Genomic DNA, 20101 nt, shown 5'->3' with positions numbered 1-20101 from the left:
CGAGGAGAACGACATGACGCCCCAGACCGACACCCAGGGTTCCGTCACCACCGTCTACAAGGTGACCGGGATGAGCTGCGGGCACTGCGAGGGCGCCGTCTCCGGCGAGATCTCCCAGCTCCCCGGCGTCAGCTCCGTGACGGCCGTCGCCTCCTCCGGCGAGGTGACCGTGGTCTCCGCCGCCCCGCTCGACGAGGCCGCCGTGCGCGCCGCCGTCGACGAGGCCGGCTTCGAGCTGGCCGGCACGGTCTGATCCGGAGCCGCACACCCTCCGACAGCACCCCGCGCGGCGTGAACCGGGCCGCACCGGCCACCCGGCAACCGGCACAGCCGGACACCCCGGCCCCTACGGCCCTTTCGGCCCGGTCCGCCGCCGCCCGCATCCCGGACGTCCCAGGAGCACGGACATGACCAGCACCACCGCCCCCGAGGCGCCGGCCGCCGCCGGGCAGCCGGCCCTCTCGGAGGTCGAGCTGCTCATCGGCGGGATGACCTGCGCCTCCTGCGCGGCCCGCGTCGAGAAGAAGCTCAACCGCATGGAGGGTGTCACCGCCACGGTGAACTACGCGACCGAGAAGGCCCGGATCACGTATCCGCCGGGCGTCGAGGTCGCCGATCTGATCACCACGGTGGTGAGGACCGGCTACACCGCCGAGGAGCCGGCGCCCCCGCGGCGGGACGACGAGGAGGACACCGGCTCCGGGACCGACCCGGAGACGGCCGCCCTGCGCACCCGGCTGGTCGTCTCCGCGCTGCTCGCCCTGCCGGTCGTGCTGCTGGCGATGGTTCCCCCGCTCCAGTTCGACCACTGGCAGTGGCTCTCCCTCACCCTCGCCGCGCCGGTCGTGGTGTGGGGAGCGGCGCCCTTCCACCGGGCCGCCTGGACCAATCTGCGGCACGGCGCGGCCACCATGGACACCCTGGTGTCGGTGGGCACGCTGGCCGCGTTCGGCTGGTCGCTGTGGGCGCTGTTCCTGGGCGACGCGGGCGAGCCGGGCATGCGGCACCCCTTCGAGCTGACCGTGTCCCGTACCGACGGGGCGTCCATGATCTATCTGGAGGTCACCGCCGGGGTCACCGCGTTCATCCTGCTCGGCCGCTATCTGGAGGCCCGCTCCAAGCGGCAGGCGGGCGCCGCGCTGCGGGCGCTGATGGAGCTGGGCGCCAAGGACGTCACCGTCCTGCGGGAGGGGCGCGAGGTGCGGGTTCCCGCCGAGCGGCTGTCCGTGGGCGACCGGTTCGTGGTGCGCCCCGGGGAGAAGATCGCCACCGACGGCACGGTCGTCGAGGGCTCGTCCGCGGTGGACGCGTCCATGCTGACCGGCGAGTCCGTGCCGGTGGACGTGACCGTGGGCGACACCGTCACCGGCGCGACCGTCAACGCGGGCGGCCGGCTGGTCGTCGAGGCCACCAGGATCGGCGCGGACACCCAGCTCGCGCGGATGGCGAAGCTGGTGGAGGACGCGCAGACCGGCAAGGCGCAGGTGCAGCGGCTCGCCGACCGGATCGCCGGGGTGTTCGTGCCGGTGGTGCTGCTGATCGCGGCCGCCACCTTCGGACTGTGGCTGGGCAGCACCGGGGACACGGTCGCCGCGTTCACCGCCGCCGTCGCCGTACTGATCATCGCCTGCCCCTGCGCGCTCGGTCTGGCCACGCCGACCGCGCTGATGGTCGGCACCGGACGGGGCGCCCAGCTCGGCATCCTCATCAAGGGGCCCGAGGTGCTGGAGTCCACCCGGCGCGTGGACACGGTCGTCCTGGACAAGACGGGGACCGTCACGACCGGCCGGATGTCCCTGCGCGCGGTGCACACCGCCGAGGGCACCGACGAGCGGGAGCTGCTGCGACTCGCGGGAGCCCTGGAGCACGCCTCCGAGCACCCGGTGGCCCGCGCGGTCGCCGCGGGCGCCGAGGAGCGCGTGGGCACGCTGCCCGAGGTGGAGCGCTTCGAGAACGTCCCCGGCCGGGGCGTGCGCGGGCGGGTGGAGGGCCGCGAGGTGGCCGTGGGGCGGCTGTCCGAGGTGTTCGGGGAGCTTCCGCCGAAGCTCGAGCGGGCCAAGGAGGACGCCGAGCGCGCCGGGCACACCGCGGTGGTGGCCGGCTGGGACGGCGTGGCACGCGGTGTCCTCGCCGTCGCCGACGCGGTGAAGGAAACCAGCGCCGAGGCGGTCCGTGAACTGCGGGCGCTGGGCCTCACACCGGTGCTGCTGACCGGCGACAACCGGGCGGTGGCCGAGGCGGTCGCGCGCACCGTCGGCATCGACGGGGACCGGGTGATCGCCGAGGTGCTTCCCGAGGACAAGGCCGACGTGGTGCGGCGGCTCCAGGAGGAGGGGCGCAGCGTCGCCATGGTCGGCGACGGCGTCAACGACGCGGCCGCGCTGGCCGTCGCCGATCTGGGTCTGTCCCTGGGCACGGGCACGGACGCGGCGATCGAGGCGGGCGACCTGACGCTGGTCCGCGGCGACCTCAGGGTGGCGGCGGACGCGATCCGGCTCTCCCGGCGCACCCTCGCGACGATCAAGGGCAACCTCGTGTGGGCCTTCGGCTACAACGTGGCCGCGCTGCCGCTGGCCGCGGCCGGACTGCTGAACCCGATGATCGCCGGGGCCGCCATGGCCTTCTCGTCGGTCTTCGTGGTGACCAACAGTCTGCGGCTCCGGTCATTTCATTGATGTCTCAAGTTGGGCAGTACCCCTGGAGTCCGGTAAGACCCTCACATAAGCTCTTCACAAGCCTCGCGCATCATCCTTACGCTTGGGTCCCGTGAGAGGTTTGCGGGCTCCTGCGCACTGTGGGGACATGTGCAAGAGACGCAGATCACAGTGATCTGAACGTAACCATCGAAGGGGTTCGAAGGTCTAAGTTGGCGATGTCGGGCAGCGTCTTGGGGGGCGCTTCCTGGCATCTGGAGATGTCTTGGGGGACTTCTCCAGAGATTGCGTTGCCGGGGCACGTGCCCAGGGAAGCTTTGAGCGGCCCTCCCGACGTGCGTTGTCCCGGCAGACCGCACACACCGACGAGTGCGGCGGGTTCAGGTCCGTCCGTGCTCAAACAGCGATTCAGGCGCTGTCCTCACAAGCGCCCGGCCGGATCCCGTGGGGGGAATCCGCACCGGGACATGGGAAGGCGCCCTGGCTCGTCGGCCCGTGGGGGGACCGGCGGCCGGGGCGCCTTTTCCTTTGCGTGGCGGCAAGCGCCCGAAGAGGCGCGTGCAACACGCCGAAGGGGCGCGGGGAACTGCGCGACCAAGTCACAGCCGGCCTGCAGTCGCCCACGCCCCTCAGGACACGAACGCTTACGCGCACGACACCCGCACCGGCAGGTGTCAGCGCTCCTCGACGGGCACGAAGTCCCGCTCGACGACACCCGTGTAGATCTGCCGCGGGCGCCCGATCCGCGACCCCGGCTCCTTGATCATCTCGTGCCACTGGGCGATCCAGCCCGGAAGGCGGCCGAGGGCGAACAGAACGGTGAACATCTCGGTCGGGAAGCCCATGGCCCGGTAGATCAGACCGGTGTAGAAGTCCACGTTCGGGTAGAGGCTGCGCGAGACGAAGTAGTCGTCGGAGAGCGCGTGCTCCTCCAGCTTGAGGGCGATGTCCAGCAGCTCGTCGGACTTTCCGAGGGCGGACAGCACGTCGTGCGCGGCGGCCTTGATGATCTTGGCGCGCGGGTCGAAGTTCTTGTAGACCCGGTGGCCGAAGCCCATCAGGCGGACGCCGTCCTCCTTGTTCTTCACCTTGCGGATGAAGGCGTCGACGTCGCCGCCGTTGTCGCGGATGCCCTCGAGCATCTCCAGCACCGACTGGTTGGCGCCGCCGTGGAGCGGGCCCCACAGGGCGTTGATGCCGGCGGAGATCGAGGCGAACATGTTCGCCTGCGAGGAGCCGACCAGGCGGACCGTGGAGGTGGAGCAGTTCTGCTCGTGGTCCGCGTGCAGGATCAGCAGCTTGTCCAGGGCGGAGACGACGACCGGGTCGAGGTCGTACTCCTGCGCCGGGACGGAGAAGGTCATGCGCAGGAAGTTCTCGACGTAGCCGAGGTCGTTGCGCGGGTAGACGAACGGGTGGCCGACCGACTTCTTGTAGGCGTAGGCCGCGATCGTCGGGAGCTTGGCGAGCAGGCGGATCGTGGAGAGGTTGCGCTGCTGCTCGTCGAACGGGTTGTGGCTGTCCTGGTAGAACGTGGACAGCGCGGAGACCACCGAGGACAGCATGGCCATCGGGTGGGCGTCGCGCGGGAAGCCCCGGTAGAAGTTCTTGACGTCCTCGTGCAGCAGGGTGTGCTGCGTGATGTCGCCCTTGAAGGCGGAGAGCTGGTCGACGGTCGGCAGCTCGCCGTTGATCAGCAGGTAGGCGACCTCCAGGAAGGTGGAGCGCTCGGCCAGCTGCTCGATCGGGTAGCCGCGGTACCGGAGGATGCCGGCCTCGCCGTCGAGATAGGTGATCGCGGATTTGTAGGCGGCGGTGTTGCCGTAGCCGCTGTCCAGCGTCACCAGACCGGTCTGGGCGCGGAGCTTCCCGATGTCGAAGCCCTTGTCACCGACGGTGCTGTCGATCACCGGGTAGGTGTACTCGCTGCCGTCGTACCGCAGTACTACAGAGTTGTCGCTCACGTCTTCCCTCACCGACGTTGTGCCTCATCTTCGAGGTGCCCTGACTGTCTCTACCATCCCCCACTCGGCTCAGGAGAGTGCACTCGGGGTCGACCATCGGGCCTATTGACGGCACTGAGTGCCGCCAACTTGCCCATCCTGCCCCCTGTGTTCCCCATCCGGAAGCCCTGTGTGACCTTCACGACTCATTTGATCGATCATTTTCTGATGACGAGGCCCTCACAGCGGCGTCCGCCCCTGCCGGGAGGCCGTTCCCTCCGGGTCCCCCGCGCGCCGCTGCGGAACCGGCGAGGCGCATGTCGAGGGCCGTGCAGCGGCGGCCCGCCGACAGTGTGCGCACGGCCTGCCCGACGGCCTTGCGGGAGCCGACCAGGACGACGAGTTTCCGGGCCCGGGTGACCGCGGTGTAGAGCAGGTTGCGCTGAAGCATCATCCACGCGCCCGTGGTGACGGGGATGACGACCGCCGGGTACTCGCTGCCCTGGGAGCGGTGGATGGTCACGGCGTAGGCGTGCGCCAGTTCGTCGAGCTCGTCGAAGTCGTACGGCACCTCCTCGTCCTCGTCGGTCAGCACGGTCAGGCGCTGGTCGACGGGGTCGAGCGAGGTGACGACGCCGACGGTGCCGTTGAAGACGCCGTTGGCGCCCTTCTCGTAGTTGTTGCGGATCTGCGTGACCTTGTCGCCGACGCGGAACACCCGGCCGCCGAACCGCTTCTCGGGCAGGTCGGGGCGGGCGGGGGTGACGGCCTGCTGGAGCAGGGCGTTGAGCGTGCCTGCGCCGGCGGGACCGCGGTGCATGGGGGCGAGGACCTGCACGTCCCGGCGGGGGTCGAGGCCGAACTTGGCGGGGATGCGCCGGGCCGCGACGTCGACCGTGAGCCGCCCGGCCTCCTCGGTGTCCTCCTCGACGAAGAGGAAGAAGTCCTTCATGCCCTCGGTGACGGGGTGCTTGCCGGCGTTGATCCGGTGGGCGTTGGTGACCACGCCGGACTGCTGCGCCTGGCGGAAGACACGGGTGAGCCGGACGGCGGGAACCGGGCTGCCGTCGGCGAGCAGGTCCCTGAGCACCTCTCCGGCCCCCACGCTGGGCAGCTGGTCCACGTCCCCGACGAACAGCAGGTGCGCACCCGGCGGGACGGCCTTGACCAGCTTGTTCGCCAGCAGCAGGTCCAGCATGGACGCCTCGTCGACCACCACCAGGTCGGCGTCCAGCGGCCGGTCCCGGTCGTACGCCGCGTCCCCGCCGGGCTTGAGCTCCAGCAGCCGGTGCACGGTGGACGCCTCGGCGCCGGTCAGCTCGGCGAGCCGCTTGGCGGCCCGTCCGGTCGGCGCGGCGAGCACCACCTTCGCCCTCTTGGCGCGGGCCAGCTCGACGATCGACCGCACGGTGAAGGACTTGCCGCAGCCCGGTCCGCCGGTCAGCACGGCGACCTTCTGCGTCAACGCCAGCTTGACCGCGGCCTCCTGTTCGGGCGCCAGGTCCGTCCCCGTACGGCCGCGCAGCCAGCCGAGCGCCTTGTCCCAGGCCACGTCCCGGAAGGCGGGCATGCGGTCCTGGTCGGTGCGCAGCAGCCGCAGCAGCTGGGCGGCGAGGGCCACTTCGGCACGGTGGAAGGGCACCAGGTAGACGGCGGTGACCGGGTCGCCGCCCTCCGGGTCCGGCACCTTCTCCCGGACGACACCGGGGTCCTCCCCCGGGTCCTCCGGCTCGGCGGCGAGCTCGGCGAGGCACTCGATGACCAGGCCGGTGTCCACCTGGAGCAGCTTCACCGCGTCGGCGATGAGCTTCTCCTCGGGGAGGTAGCAGTGCCCTTGGTCGGTGGCCTGCGACAGCGCGTACTGCAGGCCGGCCTTCACGCGGTCCGGGCTGTCGTGGGGGATGCCGACGGACCGGGCGATCCTGTCGGCGGTGAGGAAGCCGATGCCCCAGACGTCGGAGGCGAGCCGGTAGGGCTGGTTCTTCACCACGGAGATGGAGGCGTCGCCGTACTTCTTGTAGATGCGCACGGCGATGGAGGTGGAGACCTCGACGGTCTGGAGGAAGAGCATGACCTCCTTGATCGCCTTCTGCTCCTCCCAGGCGTCGGCGATCTTCTTGGTCCTCTTGGGCCCGAGCCCGGGGACCTCGATGAGCCGCTTCGGCTCCTCCTCGATGACACGGAGGGTGTCCGTGCCGAAGTGCTGGGTGATCCGGTCGGCGAAGACGGGTCCGATGCCCTTCACCAGCCCCGAGCCGAGGTAGCGGCGGATGCCCTGGACGGTGGCGGGCAGGACGGTCGTGTAGTTCTCGACGTGGAACTGCTTGCCGTACTGGGGGTGCGAGCCCCACCGCCCCTCCATCCGCAGCGACTCCCCCACCTGCGCGCCGAGCAGTGCCCCGACGACGGTGAGCAGGTCGTTGCCCCCGCGGCCGGTGTCGACGCGGGCGACGGTGTAGCCGTTCTCCTCGTTGGCGTACGTGATGCGCTCCAACACGCCTTCGAGGACGGCGAGCCGGCGTTCGCCGGGAGGTGCGGGCGGGTGGGTGGGCATGGGTCGACGGTACCGGTGGGGTGTGACAGGCGGATCGGGGTTCAGGACTCCTCGTCCTGGCCGGGGTGGGCGGGGCCGTGGTGGTCGGCGAGGGCGGTGAGCAGGCGGGTGAGTTCGGCCCTCTCGGCCGGGTCGAGGGGGGCGAGGAGTTCGTCCTGCGCCTCGCGGATGAGCGCGTCGAGCCGTTCCAGGCGGCGGCGGCCGGTGGCCGTGAGGGTGATGACGTTGCGACGGCGGTCGGCGGGGTCGGGGTCACGGCGGACGCAGCCCGCGTCCCCCAGGTCGTTGAGGACGGCGACCATGTCGCTGCGGTGGATGCCGGTGCGGCGGCTGAGCCCGGCCTGACTGGCGGGGCCCGCCTCGGCGAGCGTCAGCAGTACCGCGAAGTGCCACTTGTGGGCGCCCTCGGCGGCCAGCCGCTCGCCGACGAGCCGGTCGGCCACCAGGGTGGCGCCGGCCAGCAGACGGCTGGGGATGGCGCGGAGGCGGGCGGGGGCGGGTTCCTCCGGTGCCGGGGTGGGGCTGGGGCTCACGTGCGGTCCTCCGCGTCTTGCGTTGGTGGGACCAACAGTCTACGTTCGTTAGTGACACAAACGTTAGTGTCACTACTGATTACGGAGGCGACCATGATCACGCCGTTCCGCATCGACATCCCCCAGGCCGACCTCGACGACCTCGCCGGCCGTCTGGCACGCACCCGCTGGCCCGACGAGCTCACCGGCGCCGGCTGGGACTACGGCTTCCCGCTGGCCCGGCTCAAGGAGCTGGCCCACCACTGGCGCACCGGCTACGACTGGCGTGCGCACGAGGCCCGCCTCAACGAACTCCCCCACTTCCTCACGGAGATCGACGGCCAGACCGTCCACTTCGTCCATGTGCGCTCCGCGCGGCCGGACGCGCTCGCGCTGATCCTCACCCATGGCTGGCCGGGCTCGTTCCTGGAGTTCCTCGACGTGGTCGAGCCCCTGTCACGGGACTTCCACCTGGTGATCCCGTCCATCCCCGGCTACGGCTTCTCGGGGCCGACCCACGAGCGCGGCTGGGACGTCGTCCGCGTCGCCCGCGCGTGGGCCGAGCTGATGCGCCGCCTCGGTTACGAGCGGTACGGCGCGCAGGGCGGCGACTTCGGCTCGGGCATCTCCCTGGCCCTGGGCGCGGTGGCGCCCGAGCGGGTGGTCGGCGTGCACGTCAACTACCTGCCCACCCGGCCGGACCCGGCCGCCGGTGTCGCCCTGAGCCCTTCGGACGAGGCCCGGCTGGAGAAGGTGCGGCAGCTGATGGCGAACCGCCCGCCCTACCAGGCCCTGCAGGCCACGACCCCGCAGACGCTGGGCTACGCGCTGACCGACTCGCCGGTGGGCCAGCTGGCGTGGATCGCGGAACGGTTCGCGCAGTGGACCGATCCCCGGACGCCGGTGAGCGACGAGCGGATCCTGACCGACGTCTCGCTGTACTGGCTGACCGCCACGGCCGCCTCGTCGGCACGGCTGCACCGCGAGTCGGCACGACGCACCGAGGGGTGCCCCGTGCCGGTGGGGGTGGCGGTGCTCCCCCACGACATCACCCGGTCGGTACGGCCCCTGGCGGAGCGGCTGTACGACATCCGGCACTGGTCGGAGTTCGACCGGGGCGGTCACTTCGCGGCGATGGAGGTGCCGGAGCTGTTCGCGGAGGACGTACGGACGTTCTTCCTGGCGTTGGAGGGCGGGGCGGGCGAACCCGTCACTTCGCGCGCCGCCCGATCAGGGAGTTGAGGAGGGCCGCGCCGCGTTCGGCGTCGTCGACGCTGACGGCGAAGTCCTTGCCCTTGACGGTGCGGATCACCAGGCATTCGCCGCCGCGCAGCATGACGGTGGTGCCGAGGCCGTTCAGGCGGTAGCCCCAGCCGCCGACCTGCATGGCGGTGCGGTTCTCGACCCGGGCGGAGGCGATGGCGTCGGCGGGCCAGCGCCGGGTCGGCCGGCCCAGGGGGCCGAAGGCGACCTCCAGGCCCTTCTCGGTCACCCGGGCCTGGACGGAGGCGCAGGCGAGCACCACCAGGGTGACGAGGCCGAGGGACCCGGCCAGCGACCAGGCGTCCGCCCCCGCCAGGCCGCCGACGGCAGCCACCGTCGCGCCGACGGCGACGATCCCGCTGACGGCCCCTGTGACGTGCAGCCAGCGGTTGGAGGTGCGGGACAGCCACACGAAGCGCTGCCCCTCCGGTATCTCCATGGAGGGCCCGGAGGCGGGCGGCCCGGCGACGCGCGCCCGGCGGCCGATCACCTGGGCCGCGACGCCCACCGCCACCGCGCCGGCCAGGGTGGCGACGGCCCAGCCGGTGACCGGACCGGCGTCGCGCCAGTCGGCACGGTCGAGGTTCGCCCGTACGACGGACGCCTGCGCGCCGAGGAGGGTCACGCCGGTGAAGCCGAGAGTGATGCCGGCCCAGCCGGGAGCGGCGACCGTACCGCCGGCGCTTCGGCGGGCGCGCCACAGGGACACCACGGCAACGGCCGCCAGGAGCAGCCAGACCAGCGCCGGGAAGAAGGTGGCCGCCCAGAACGGCATCGAGTCGTCCGGCTCGCCGCCCGCACCCCAGTGGGTCGCCAGCCGGTCGGGCAGCCGGTCCCGAGCGGTCAGCGGGAAAAGCACCAGGAGCACCAGCACTCCCAGGACCCAGACGGCGGCACCCCATGTCGTGGCGTTCCCGCGCGCTGTCCGCTCGGTCACGTGACCTCCCTGATCATGTCGATGACGTCGTCCTTGCCGTACCCGAGGCGCGCCGCGTCGGCCAGGACCTCACGGATGCGGTCCAGCAACGCCGAACGCCCGTCGGCCCCTTGGGCCACGGTCACTCCGCGCCCCCGCCGGAACTCCAGCAGCCCTTCGTCCCGCAGGGCGCGCAGGCCGCGCAGCACGGTGTTGACGTTCACGCCGAGCGCCTGGGAGAGGTCCCGGGCGGGCGGCAGCCGGTCGCCCGGCGCGCACTCCCCTTCGGCGATGGCCCGCCGTACGGCACCGGCCACCTGCTCGTGCAGGGGGCGGGTGTCGGCGACGTCGAGTCTCAGCAGCATGGTGCTAATGATGTTATCACCATTCATTTAGCGGGGTAGTCGAGGCGGCACTGTGCTGCCATGCCCTGGAATGTGCGGGAGCACGCCGGTCGCCACCACGCCGTCGCCCTCCACTACGCCCTGCACGACGACGCCTGGTCCGTCGAGTTGAGGGATGCCGCGCCTGTACCGGCAACCGGCGGCACCGACGCGACGGTTACTCACCTGCCGGGCGCGGCGTTCCTGACGACACGCGTCTCGGACGAGGACCCGGCTGCGGAGCCGACGGTCCGGGTGCACAGCCCGGAGGAACACGTCGTGCCGTACGAGATCACACGTCGGTGCACGGAGCAGACCGCGGACCAGGTCGAGCGCTGCCGCAAGGCCCGGCCGGTGAATCGGCCCACCGCTGATCAGGCGGGTGCGTGCCCCCCCCCCCGTGTCGCCACCCACGGCTGCCGCTGCCTGCCGTTCGACGAACGTCGTGAAGTCCACAGCCGGCGGGTGCCCCGTGTCGCCGTACGCGTCGAGCAACGTCACGGACAGCTTTCCGAGTCCCCGAAAACTCGCGGATCTCCGGGCGCCGGTCGTGAGAAGGTGCCGTTCTGCCTGGCCAGAGGGGGGAACATGGGGCTGACCTATGCCTACGACATCCATCTGCGTCCCGAGAACGTGGCGCGTGCGCTGCACGAGGTGGCGAAGCTGGCACCGCCCCGGCGGAGGCTGCCGCCGCTGACGGTCACGTTGCCGGATGGTGAGCGGGTCGTGCTCCCGTTCACCAGCGGCTTCGAGAGTGACCCCGTCGATTGCGCCGGGAAGGACAGGGTCACGCTCGACACGTCGCTCATGTTCCCGGCGGACGAGGCGGTGCGGGCGTACGCGGAGGAGGGGGGCCTTCCCGTCGAGGACGGGCGCGTGCAGATCGGTTACGTGTATCTGGACCTGTACTTTCCGCCCTTCCTGAACCTGCGCCACGTGTGCCTGGACTTCTGGGCTGCGACGACGAGGATGAGCGGGCTGTTCGAGGCCTCGGGTGCGATCAGAGAGGTGTTCACGGACCTCGCGGAGACGGCGGGGGCGGAGTGCTGTCTTTTCGACACGGGGGACGGAGCTCCCGAGCGGGTTCTTTGGGGCACGGCCCCGGACTGAAGGGCGACGGGGGCGCGGCCCGCCCTCTGTCTGGTCAGGCGGGCGGGCCCTTGCGTTTCTTCAGCGCGCCGACGAACTCGGCGAAGACCGGCTCGGAGAAGGTGAGCACGGTCTGGCCGGGGTTGTCGAGTCGCGGACGGACACGTGGGCGGCTGATTTCGGCGACCTGACACTCGGTGAGCCCGTAGGCGGCGAACTCCTCGTCGTCGTACCACTCGGCGCCTGCCGGACGGTCCCGCAGGTCCTCCCGTCGGAACTCGTCGCGGCCGCGCCGTTCGCCCAGGGGTTCGAGGTCCTACAGGTCGTGCCGGACCCGTATGGTCCGTTGGCCTGCCCGGCCACTGTCCCGGCCGCCGGCCCATCCACCGGTCACGATTCGGTTGCGGCCACCCCCCACCCCCTTGCCCAGCACTGGTGTAATCGTTTCCAATCCTCCGTGTAATCGATTCCACGAGGAGGTGGGTCGGGCATGGCGGGTATCAAGGACGTCGCCGCCGAGGCGGGGTTGTCCGTCGCCACGGTGTCGCGGGTGCTCAACGGGCATCCGTCGGTCAGTGAGGACGCGCGGCGTCGGGTGACCGCCGCCGTGGAGCGGCTGGGGTACCGGCCGAACGCCGTCGCCCGGTCCCTGCGCACCGATCAGACCCGCACCCTCGGGCTGGTCATCAGCGACGTGATGAACCCGTACTTCACCGAGCTGGCCCGCTCCGTCGAGGAGGAGGCCCGCGCGCTCGGGTACAGCGTGATCATCGGCAACGCCGACGAGCGGCCCGACCTCCAGGACCATCACGTCACCACCCTGCTGGACCGCCGTATCGACGGCCTGCTCGTCTCCCCCACCGACGGCGGCTCGCCCGGCATGCTCGGGGCCGCGCGGGCCGGGACGCCCATGGTGTTCGTCGACCGGTGGATCCCGGGCGTGGACGTGCCGGTGGTCCGCTCGGACGGGCGGGCCGCCGTACGGGATCTCGTCGCGCATCTGCACGCGCTCGGGCGCCGGCGGCTCGCGATCATCGCCGGGCCCGCCGCCACCACGACCGGCCGGGAACGCGTGGACGCCTTCCGTGAGGCGCTCGCGGCCCACGGCCTTGAACTCCCCGACGCCTACATCGGGCAGGGCGACTTCCAGGCCGGCAGCGGGCGCCGGGTGACCGAGGGCTTCCTCGACCTCCGCGAGCCGCCCGAGGTCGTCTTCGCCGCCGACAACCTGATGGCGCTCGGCGCGCTGGACGCGATCCGCGCCCGCGGACTGCGGGTGCCGGACGACATCGGGCTCGCCGCCTTCGACGACATCCCCTGGTTCGTGCACACCGACCCCCCGGTCACCGCGGTCGCCCAGCCGGTCCGCGACCTGGGGCGAGCCGCCGTGCGCGCCCTGGTCGACCGGATCGAGGGCAGGCCCGGCGAGTCCGTCACCCTCCCCGCCCGGCTCGTCGTGCGCCGCTCATGCGGCGAGGGCGACGCCGGAATCGAGTCCCCCTCCCCCGTACGAAGGAGTACGCCGTGAGCAGCCGCAGTCCTGACGAGTTGCTGCGCATCGAGGGCATCCGCAAAACCTTCCCCGGCGTGGTCGCGCTCGACGGCGTGGACTTCGATCTGCGCCGTGGCGAGGTGCACGTGCTGCTGGGCGAGAACGGCGCCGGCAAGAGCACGCTGATCAAGATGCTCTCCGGCGCCTACACGCCCGACGCCGGGCGGATCACCGTCGGCGGCGAGGAGGTGCGCATCGGCGGTGCGCAGGACTCCGAGAGGCTAGGGATCGCCACCATCTACCAGGAGTTCAACCTGGTCCCCGATCTGACGGTCGCGGAGAACATCTTCCTGGGGCGGCAGCCGCGCCGGTTCGGGATGATCGACCGGAAGCGGATGGACGCGGACGCAGAAGTGCTCCTGAAGCGCGTCGGGGTGGACGTGTCGCCCCGCGCCCGGGTGCGGGAACTGGGCATCGCCCGGCTCCAGATGGTCGAGATCGCCAAGGCGCTCAGTCTGGACGCGCGCGTGCTCATCATGGACGAGCCGACCGCCGTGCTGACCTCCGAGGAGGTCGAGAAGCTGTTCGCGATCGTGCGGCGGCTGCGCGAGGACGGCGTCGGGATCGTCTTCATCACGCACCACCTCGAGGAGATCGCCGCGCTCGGCGACCGGGTCACCGTGATCCGGGACGGCCGCAGCGTCGGGCAGGTGCCCGCCTCCACCCCGGAGGACGAGCTCGTACGGCTCATGGTGGGGCGGTCCATCGACCAGCAGTACCCGCGTGAGCGCGCCGACGCCGGTGACGCCCTGCTCAGGGTCGAAGGGCTGACGCGCAACGGCGTGTTCCACGACGTCAGCTTCGAGGTGCGGGCCGGTGAGGTCGTCGGCGTCGCGGGGCTGGTCGGCGCCGGGCGGACCGAGGTGGCCCGCGCGGTGTTCGGGGCCGACCCGTACGACGCCGGGACCGTGCACGTCGCGGGGACCCCGCTGCGCCGCCACGACGTGAACGCCGCCATGGAGGCCGGGGTCGGGCTCGTGCCCGAGGACCGCAAGGGGCAGGGGCTCGTCCTCGACGCCTCCGTCGAGGAGAACCTCGGCCTGGTCACCCTCCGCTCCTCCTCCCGCGCCGGACTCGTCGACCTCAAGGGGCAGCACGAGGCCGCCGCCCGCATCGCCGGGCAGCTCGGCGTGCGGATGGCCGGTCTCGGCCAGCACGTGCGCACCCTGTCCGGCGGCAACCAGCAGAAGGTCGTCATCGGCAAGTGGCTGCTGGCCGACACCAAGGTGCTCATCCTCGACGAGCCGACGCGCGGCATCGACGTCGGCGCGAAGGTCGAGATCTACCAGCTGATCAACGAGCTGACGGCGGCCGGCGCCGCGGTCCTCATGATCTCCAGCGACCTGCCCGAGGTGCTCGGCATGAGCGACCGGGTCCTGGTCATGGCGCAGGGCCGGCTCGCGGGCGAACTCGACGCCGCCGACGCCACCCAGGACGCCGTGATGGCCCTCGCCGTCGGCACCTCTTCCCTCGACTCCCCCAGCAACGGAACGGAGGCCCCCGGTGGCCACTGACACGCTCAAGAGCAAGCCGGGCGCGCAGGGCGGCGCCACCGGCGGCCTGCGCCGGCTGCTCCTCGACAACGGCGCGCTCACCGCGCTGATCGTCCTCGTGATCGCCATGTCGGCGCTGTCCGGGGACTTCCTGACCGCCGACAACCTGCTCAACGTCGGTGTGCAGGCCGCCGTGACCGCGATCCTCGCGTTCGGCGTCACCTTCGTCATCGTCTCGGCGGGCATCGATCTGTCGGTCGGCTCGGTCGCCGCGCTGTCCGCGACCGTGCTGGCGTGGAGCGCGACGGAGGCCGGAATCCCGGTGGCCCTCGCGGTCGTCCTCGCCGTGCTGACCGGCATCGTCTGCGGCCTGGTCAACGGCTTCCTCGTCTCGTACGGCAAACTCCCGCCGTTCATCGCCACCCTGGCGATGCTGTCGGTGGCGCGCGGCCTGTCGCTGGTGATCTCGCAGGGCTCCCCCATCGCCTTCCCCGACTCCGTCTCCCACCTCGGCGACACGCTCGGCGGCTGGCTGCCGGTGCCGGTGCTCATCATGGTCGTCATGGGGCTGCTGACCGCGTTCGTCCTCGGCCGCACGTACATCGGCCGGTCCATGTACGCGATCGGCGGCAACGAGGAGGCCGCGCGGCTGTCCGGGCTGCGGGTGAAGAAGCAGAAGCTCGCCATCTACGCCTTCTCCGGCCTGTTCGCGGCCGCCGCGGGCATCGTGCTCGCCTCCCGGCTGGCGTCCGCGCAGCCGCAGGCCGCGCAAGGCTACGAACTGGACGCCATCGCCGCGGTCGTCATCGGCGGCGCCTCCCTCGCGGGCGGCACCGGCAAGGCGTCCGGCACCCTGATCGGCGCGCTGATCCTCGCGGTGCTGCGCAACGGCCTCAACCTGCTGTCGGTGTCGGCGTTCTGGCAGCAGGTCGTCATCGGCGTGGTCATCGCGCTGGCGGTGCTGTTCGACACGGTGCGCCGCAAGGCGGGCGCGACCGCCCCGGCGGCCGGCGCGTCCGGCGGCGACAAGGGCAAGCAGGCACTGACGTACGTGATCGCGGCCGTCGTCGCCGTCGCGGTCGTCGGCGCCACCTCCCTGCTGCACAACGGCTCGTCCGCGGCGGCCAAGCCGAAGATCGGATTGTCCCTGTCGACGCTCAACAACCCGTTCTTCGTGCAGATCCGGGACGGCGCGGAGGAGGAGGCGAAGAAGCTGGGCGTCGACCTCACCGTCACCGACGCGCAGAACGACGCCTCCCAGCAGGCCAACCAGCTGCAGAACTTCACCAGCGGCTCGCTGGACGCGGTCGTCGTCAACCCGGTGGACTCGGACGCGGCCGGGCCTTCGGTGCGCGGCGCGAACAAGGCGGACATCCCGGTGGTCGCCGTGGACCGCGGCGTCAACAAGGCGGACACGTCCGCGCTGGTCGCCTCCGACAACGTCGAGGGCGGCGCGCTCGGCGCCAAGGCGCTCGCGGAGAAGCTCGGCGGCAAGGGCACCATCGTGATCCTCCAGGGCCAGGCCGGCACCTCCGCGAGCCGTGAGCGCGGGGCGGGCTTCGCCGAGGGCCTGAAGGACTACCCGGGCATCAAGGTCGTCGCCAAGCAGCCCGCGGACTTCGACCGCACCAAGGGCCTGGACGTGATGACGAACCTGCTCCAGGCGCACCCCGACATCGACGGCGTCTTCGCCGAGAACGACGAGATGGCGCTCGGCGCGATCAAGGCACTCGGCTCCAAGGCCGGGAAGTCGGTGCAGGTCGTCGGGTTCGACGGCACGCCGGACGGGCTGAAGGCGGTGCAGGCGGGCACGCTGTACGCCTCCGTCGCCCAGCAGCCCAGCGAACTCGGGCGGATCGCCGTGCGCAACGCGTTGCGGGCCGCCGAGGACGAAAAGGTGGAGAAGATGGTGAAGGTGCCGGTGAAGGTGGTCACGAAGGAGAACGTGGCCGGCTTCGAAGGCTGACACCGGCACCGAGGCGCGGGAGCCACACAGGCACTGGGGCCTCAGGGGCACACGGGCGGGCGGTCACCGGGCCGCCCGCCCTCCTCAGCGGATCGGGGAGCGAATTCATGTACGACTACGACCTCCTGGTCGTCGGATCGGCCAACGCCGACCTGGTGATCGGGGTGGAGCGCCGGCCGGGCGCCGGGGAGACGGTGCTCGGCTCCGACCTGGCCGTGCATCCGGGCGGCAAGGGCGCGAACCAGGCGGTCGCCGCCGCCCGGCTCGGCGCGCGCACCGCCCTGCTGGCGCGGGTCGGGGACGACGACCACGGGCGGCTGCTGCTGGACTCGCTGCGCGAGGCGGGCGCGGACACGGTGGGCGTGCTGGTGGGCGGGGCGCCGACCGGTGTCGCGCTGATCACAGTGGACCCGTCGGGCGACAACAGCATCGTCGTCTCGCCGGGCGCGAACGGCCGGCTGACCCCGTCCGACGTACGGGCCGCAGCGAGCCTCTTCCACGCATCGCGGGTGGTGTCGACGCAGCTGGAGATCCCGCTGGAAACGGTGGTGGAGGTGGTGCGGAGTCTCGCGCCGGACAGCCGTTTCGTCCTCAACCCGTCGCCTCCGCGGCCGCTGCCGTCGGAGGTGCTGGCGGCCTGCGACCCGCTGATCGTCAACGAGCACGAGGCGAAGGTGATCCTCGGTGACAGCGCCGGGGTGAGCGACGAACCGGAGGACTGGGCCCGGCTGCTGCTGGCGAAGGGCCCGCGGTCGGTGGTCGTCACCCTGGGCGGTGAGGGCGCGCTCGTGGCGTCCTCGGCCGGGGTGACGCGGGTGCCGTCGGTGAAGGTGGAGGCGGTGGACACCACGGGCGCCGGGGACGCGTTCACCGCGGCGCTGGCGTGGCGGCTGGGCACGGGCGAACCGCTCGCCGAGGCCGCCGCCTACGCGGCCCGGGTGGGTGCGGCGACGGTCACCAAGGAGGGCGCGCAGGTGTCGTTCCCGACGGCGGCGGAGGTCGCGGAGCTGTGAAGAAGCACGGGATCCTCAACCGTCATCTGTCCGGCGCGCTCGCCGAGCTCGGCCACACCGACGGGGTGCTGGTGTGCGACGCGGGCATGCCCATCCCGGACGGGCCGCGCGTGGTGGACCTGGCCTTCCGGGCCGGGGTGCCGTCGTTCGCGGAGGTGCTGGAGGGTCTGCTCGGCGAGCTGGCGGTCGAGGGCGCGACGGCGGCGGAGGAGGTACGGGGCGCGAATCCGGCGACGGCGTCGCTGCTGACCGGCCACTTCCCGGACCTGGCGTACGTCCCGCACGAGCGGCTGAAGCAGCTGACGTCCGGCGCACGGCTCGTGGTGCGCACGGGCGAGGCGAGCCCGTACGCGAACGTGCTGCTGCGGTGCGGGGTCTTCTTCTGAGCCGCGTCCGCGCGAACTTCGAGGGGCCCGGTCCGTCGACCGGGCCCCTCGCTTCCCTCCCCCGCCAGGACCTCCCTGAAGCCCCCCCCGGGTCCCCACCCGGAAGTCCTGACGGTATGTAGACAGGCGGGGTGGGGGGAGGGTTGTACGGGCTGGAGGAATTTTTCGGCGGGCGCTGCCGGGGGTGTTCCCACGAAGCCTGCCTTCTGGCTGAAGCGCGGAACCACCACCTACAGCTTCGCGGCCGACATGCTGAACCAGTCGCAGGAACTGCCCTGGGGCAGCCCGGTCGAGAAGGAGCGCCACGGGCTGGGCCGGGCCACCAACTGCTTGAGCTCGGCAAGGGGTTCGTCGTCGACGGGGTATGGGCGACGATGCGCGGTCTCGGCACTCTTGTTGGGGTGGACGGCTGGGACGCCGCAGGCGAGGCCTGGAAGGGGCTCGGCAAGCTGGCCACCGGCCTGGTCATCACCGCGGTACCGGTCGTCGGCGTCGCGTACTGGACGATGCCCGAGGACAAGCTGCCGCCCTATCTGCGCGACTCCCGTAACACGGTCAAGGAGGCGGGCAAGGCGCTGGTCGCCTGGGACCAGTGGAGCGACAACCCCGCCCGGGCCGGCGGCAGCGAGGGATCTGGCCGACGAGACGCACTCACCCCTCCACGGCGACGCGAACCGGCAGAGCGAGCTTCTGGGCGAGTACGCCGCCGAGCGGCATGCGGTCCCCGAGCATTACCCCGGTGCGGTACGCCTGGACGACGGCGCCTTAGGGAACAACCGGTTCGACCAGGTCTACAGGACACCCGACGGACGGTACGTCGAGGTGGAGGCCAAGGGGTCGACCAAGGCCGCGCTTGGTGTGCGTAAGGGTTACAGCGGGCGGCTTGTGACACAGGGGACTTCGGAGTACTTCAAGACGATCCTCAATGACATGGAGCGCAGGGCCACCCGCAACGAACGGAAGGGCTTGCTCGATTCTGCGGCTGCCGAGGTCCGCCTGATGAACGACCTCCGCGTCGCCCTCAAGCAGGGCAAAGTGGACTACATCCTGGTCAAGGCCGATTTCAACGACGCTCAGTACGCTGGCTACGAGATGAAGCAGTTCGACCTGCCGAAATGAGAATGCCGTCCGTGCCCACCAAAATCACTCGCCCCTCACCGGCAGGCAGCCACCCCGACCCTGACCGGTTTCGGGCACAGCTCAATGAGCGCGTTGTTCAACGGGTTGAGGAGTTGCCGGAGTGGCCTCAGAGCTTCGATCTGACTTTCAGTAGTGCCCTGAACGCCGCAAAAACCCAGTGCTCCCTGGATCCCACTGCGGAGTTGCTCGAAACGTGGGAGGCCTGGGTGACCGCCATGCAGGTCGGATCGGCCCTGTTCGCCTCTGCCACCGCTCCCGCAGGGTCCACCGTCGAGTGCGTCATCGCGCACAAGACGCGGACCATCCCTGCCGTCGGCGTCACGCATTTCACCGACGCCGGTACCTGGCTCGACGCTTTCTGGCTCGCGGTGATCTGCCGGGATCAGGCCCGCATGACCCAGCTGTGCCAGGTGTCCGTCGACACCCTGCGTGCCTCCGGCGCCGTCTTCGAGAAGTACGTCTACGACTGGGTCGACACGCTGCAGACCTACTGGCTGGAGCGTCCCGGACTCGGGGAGAAGCTCACTGCCGCCTTCGAGGGAACCGACCCCGAGCGGATGCGGTTCATGGACCGCGAGACGGCACTCAAGGTGCTCTACCCGCCGGTCAATCTCTTCTTCCGCTTCCTCAGCCGAGATGCGGACAAGTTCAACGAAACGCTGGTGCAGTCCCTCGAACTGCACCGCGAGTACTGGACGGCGAACGAGGAACGCCAGGAGACCGGAGACGGGGATGTCCCGCTCGCCCTCCTCGCCCTCACCTGCCTCGCATACGACGCCGGGCGGCCCATCGAGGTCGAGTCCGAATACCTCCCCGAGCACCTGCTCAAGCGCAGCTGGCTCGGCGAGTTCCCCACGTGACACGAGGTGACGCGGCACCATGACCGCTCAGGACTACGAAAGCCAGCTCCTCGAGTCCGTCGCCGTGTCCGCACGGCGACGTCCTGCGCCACCGACGAGGTGAGCTTGCGCAGGCTTGCCCTGTGCGCCGGGTCACCGAGTCAGGCCCCGCCCGTCCCCGTCGCCTTCACTCTCGGCGCACGGGACGTGCGGGACATCGGACTCACCCACGCCCGCCGCCCGCCCGTCGGCATTCGTCCCGTTCCTCTGGGCCCCTCCTCCGAACCCGCCCTGCACTACCCGCTGGGTGACGGCTCGGACCCGAGTGCGCTGGTGGCGCTGCGCCACCTCGCCGCCCACCTGCGGACCGGGGTGCCACGGGCGGACGGCTGATGGCG

The 20101-nt window shown here is 71.3% G+C and carries 17 protein-coding genes; 12 read left to right on the top strand and 5 right to left on the bottom strand.

The features are described from left to right. Window positions 1–13 precede the first annotated feature (13 nt). The gene (locus ELQ39_RS20705) at window positions 14–253 is read left to right on the top strand and encodes a heavy-metal-associated domain-containing protein (protein ID WP_093551055.1); all 240 of its coding nucleotides are present in this window, start codon (window positions 14–16) and stop codon (window positions 251–253) included. 154 nt (window positions 254–407) lie between these two features. Then, on the top strand, window positions 408–2675 hold the full coding sequence (locus ELQ39_RS20700) for a heavy metal translocating P-type ATPase (protein ID WP_242593310.1): 2268 nt from the start codon (window positions 408–410) through the stop codon (window positions 2673–2675). Window positions 2676–3328: 653 nt separating this feature from the next. On the opposite strand, the gene ELQ39_RS20695 is transcribed toward ELQ39_RS20700, so the two are convergent. The 3 genes from ELQ39_RS20695 to ELQ39_RS20685 all read right to left on the bottom strand — a co-directional run bounded on the left by ELQ39_RS20695 (window position 3329) and on the right by ELQ39_RS20685 (window position 7684). Further along, entirely contained in the window at window positions 3329–4618 is a 1290-nt protein-coding gene (locus ELQ39_RS20695) for a citrate synthase (RefSeq protein WP_190000708.1), read from the bottom strand. A 178-nt stretch (window positions 4619–4796) separates the two neighbouring features. Further along, on the bottom strand, window positions 4797–7151 hold the full coding sequence (gene recD2, locus ELQ39_RS20690; protein WP_242593308.1) for an SF1B family DNA helicase RecD2: 2355 nt from the start codon (window positions 7149–7151) through the stop codon (window positions 4797–4799). A gap of 41 nt (window positions 7152–7192) precedes the next feature. After that, window positions 7193–7684 carry a MarR family winged helix-turn-helix transcriptional regulator gene (locus ELQ39_RS20685; protein WP_190000710.1) on the bottom strand — a complete coding sequence of 164 codons (492 nt, stop codon included), beginning with the start codon at window positions 7682–7684 and terminating at the stop codon, window positions 7193–7195. 93 nt (window positions 7685–7777) lie between these two features. On the opposite strand from ELQ39_RS20685, the gene ELQ39_RS20680 reads away from it, so the two are divergent. Then, window positions 7778–8905, top strand: a complete 1128-nt coding sequence (locus ELQ39_RS20680; protein WP_190000711.1) for an epoxide hydrolase family protein — start codon at window positions 7778–7780, stop codon at window positions 8903–8905. Here the strand turns inward: ELQ39_RS20680 and ELQ39_RS20675 are convergent. Further along, a complete protein-coding gene (locus ELQ39_RS20675) occupies window positions 8874–9863 on the bottom strand; it encodes a DUF1648 domain-containing protein (RefSeq protein WP_242593306.1) in 990 nt (329 codons plus the stop codon). The two genes, ELQ39_RS20680 and ELQ39_RS20675, sit on opposite strands and share 32 nt — an antisense overlap. Further along, a complete protein-coding gene (locus ELQ39_RS20670; RefSeq protein WP_190000712.1) occupies window positions 9860–10207 on the bottom strand; it encodes a GntR family transcriptional regulator in 348 nt (115 codons plus the stop codon). The genes ELQ39_RS20675 and ELQ39_RS20670 overlap by 4 nt, the downstream gene beginning before the upstream one ends. A gap of 60 nt (window positions 10208–10267) precedes the next feature. Between ELQ39_RS20670 and ELQ39_RS20665 the strand changes: the two genes are divergently transcribed. From ELQ39_RS20665 to ELQ39_RS20625, 9 genes are all read left to right on the top strand, one after another. After that, on the top strand, window positions 10268–11335 hold the full coding sequence (locus tag ELQ39_RS20665) for a hypothetical protein (RefSeq protein WP_242593304.1): 1068 nt from the start codon (window positions 10268–10270) through the stop codon (window positions 11333–11335). Window positions 11336–11804: 469 nt separating this feature from the next. Further along, on the top strand, window positions 11805–12842 hold the full coding sequence (locus ELQ39_RS20660) for a LacI family DNA-binding transcriptional regulator (RefSeq protein ID WP_242593302.1): 1038 nt from the start codon (window positions 11805–11807) through the stop codon (window positions 12840–12842). Beyond that, the gene (locus tag ELQ39_RS20655; RefSeq protein ID WP_242593300.1) at window positions 12839–14380 is read left to right on the top strand and encodes a sugar ABC transporter ATP-binding protein; all 1542 of its coding nucleotides are present in this window, start codon (window positions 12839–12841) and stop codon (window positions 14378–14380) included. Before ELQ39_RS20660 ends, ELQ39_RS20655 begins: the two co-directional genes overlap by 4 nt. Beyond that, window positions 14370–16325 (top strand): ABC transporter permease/substrate-binding protein, encoded by a 1956-nt coding sequence (locus ELQ39_RS20650; protein ID WP_242593298.1) that lies wholly within the window; start codon window positions 14370–14372, stop codon window positions 16323–16325. The genes ELQ39_RS20655 and ELQ39_RS20650 overlap by 11 nt, the downstream gene beginning before the upstream one ends. 107 nt (window positions 16326–16432) lie before the next feature. After that, window positions 16433–17338, top strand: coding sequence for a ribokinase (locus tag ELQ39_RS20645; protein WP_190000719.1), 906 nt, complete (start codon window positions 16433–16435; stop codon window positions 17336–17338). Next, window positions 17335–17724 carry a D-ribose pyranase gene (rbsD, locus tag ELQ39_RS20640; protein ID WP_190000720.1) on the top strand — a complete coding sequence of 130 codons (390 nt, stop codon included), beginning with the start codon at window positions 17335–17337 and terminating at the stop codon, window positions 17722–17724. Before ELQ39_RS20645 ends, rbsD begins: the two co-directional genes overlap by 4 nt. 822 nt (window positions 17725–18546) lie before the next feature. Further along, window positions 18547–18843, top strand: coding sequence for a hypothetical protein (locus tag ELQ39_RS20635; protein ID WP_242593296.1), 297 nt, complete (start codon window positions 18547–18549; stop codon window positions 18841–18843). Further along, window positions 18840–19724 (top strand): immunity 49 family protein, encoded by an 885-nt coding sequence (locus ELQ39_RS20630; RefSeq protein WP_337663018.1) that lies wholly within the window; start codon window positions 18840–18842, stop codon window positions 19722–19724. The genes ELQ39_RS20635 and ELQ39_RS20630 overlap by 4 nt, the downstream gene beginning before the upstream one ends. A gap of 105 nt (window positions 19725–19829) precedes the next feature. Then, a complete protein-coding gene (locus ELQ39_RS20625; RefSeq protein ID WP_228756898.1) occupies window positions 19830–20096 on the top strand; it encodes a DUF6177 family protein in 267 nt (88 codons plus the stop codon). The last annotated feature ends 5 nt before the right edge of the window (window positions 20097–20101 follow it).

Source organism: Streptomyces sp. GB4-14 (assembly GCF_022696125.1).
GTDB lineage: Bacteria > Actinomycetota > Actinomycetes > Streptomycetales > Streptomycetaceae > Streptomyces > Streptomyces werraensis.
The sequence above is the reverse complement of the archived record's forward strand: the minus strand, read 5'-3'. Positions and strand labels throughout refer to the sequence as shown.

Excerpts from the sequence above, each read along its gene's own strand:
- ELQ39_RS20670 (WP_190000712.1), bottom strand. The coding sequence starts at position 10,207 with ATGCTGCTGAGACTCGACGTCGCCGACACCCGCCCCCTGCACGAGCAG.
- ELQ39_RS20660 (WP_242593302.1), top strand. The coding sequence starts at position 11,805 with ATGGCGGGTATCAAGGACGTCGCCGCCGAGGCGGGGTTGTCCGTCGCC.
- ELQ39_RS20665 (WP_242593304.1), top strand. The coding sequence starts at position 10,268 with ATGCCCTGGAATGTGCGGGAGCACGCCGGTCGCCACCACGCCGTCGCC.
- ELQ39_RS20645 (WP_190000719.1), top strand. The coding sequence starts at position 16,433 with ATGTACGACTACGACCTCCTGGTCGTCGGATCGGCCAACGCCGACCTG.
- ELQ39_RS20630 (WP_337663018.1), top strand. The coding sequence starts at position 18,840 with ATGAGAATGCCGTCCGTGCCCACCAAAATCACTCGCCCCTCACCGGCA.
- ELQ39_RS20705 (WP_093551055.1), top strand. The coding sequence starts at position 14 with ATGACGCCCCAGACCGACACCCAGGGTTCCGTCACCACCGTCTACAAG.
- recD2 (WP_242593308.1), bottom strand. The coding sequence starts at position 7,151 with ATGCCCACCCACCCGCCCGCACCTCCCGGCGAACGCCGGCTCGCCGTC.
- ELQ39_RS20680 (WP_190000711.1), top strand. The coding sequence starts at position 7,778 with ATGATCACGCCGTTCCGCATCGACATCCCCCAGGCCGACCTCGACGAC.
- ELQ39_RS20700 (WP_242593310.1), top strand. The coding sequence starts at position 408 with ATGACCAGCACCACCGCCCCCGAGGCGCCGGCCGCCGCCGGGCAGCCG.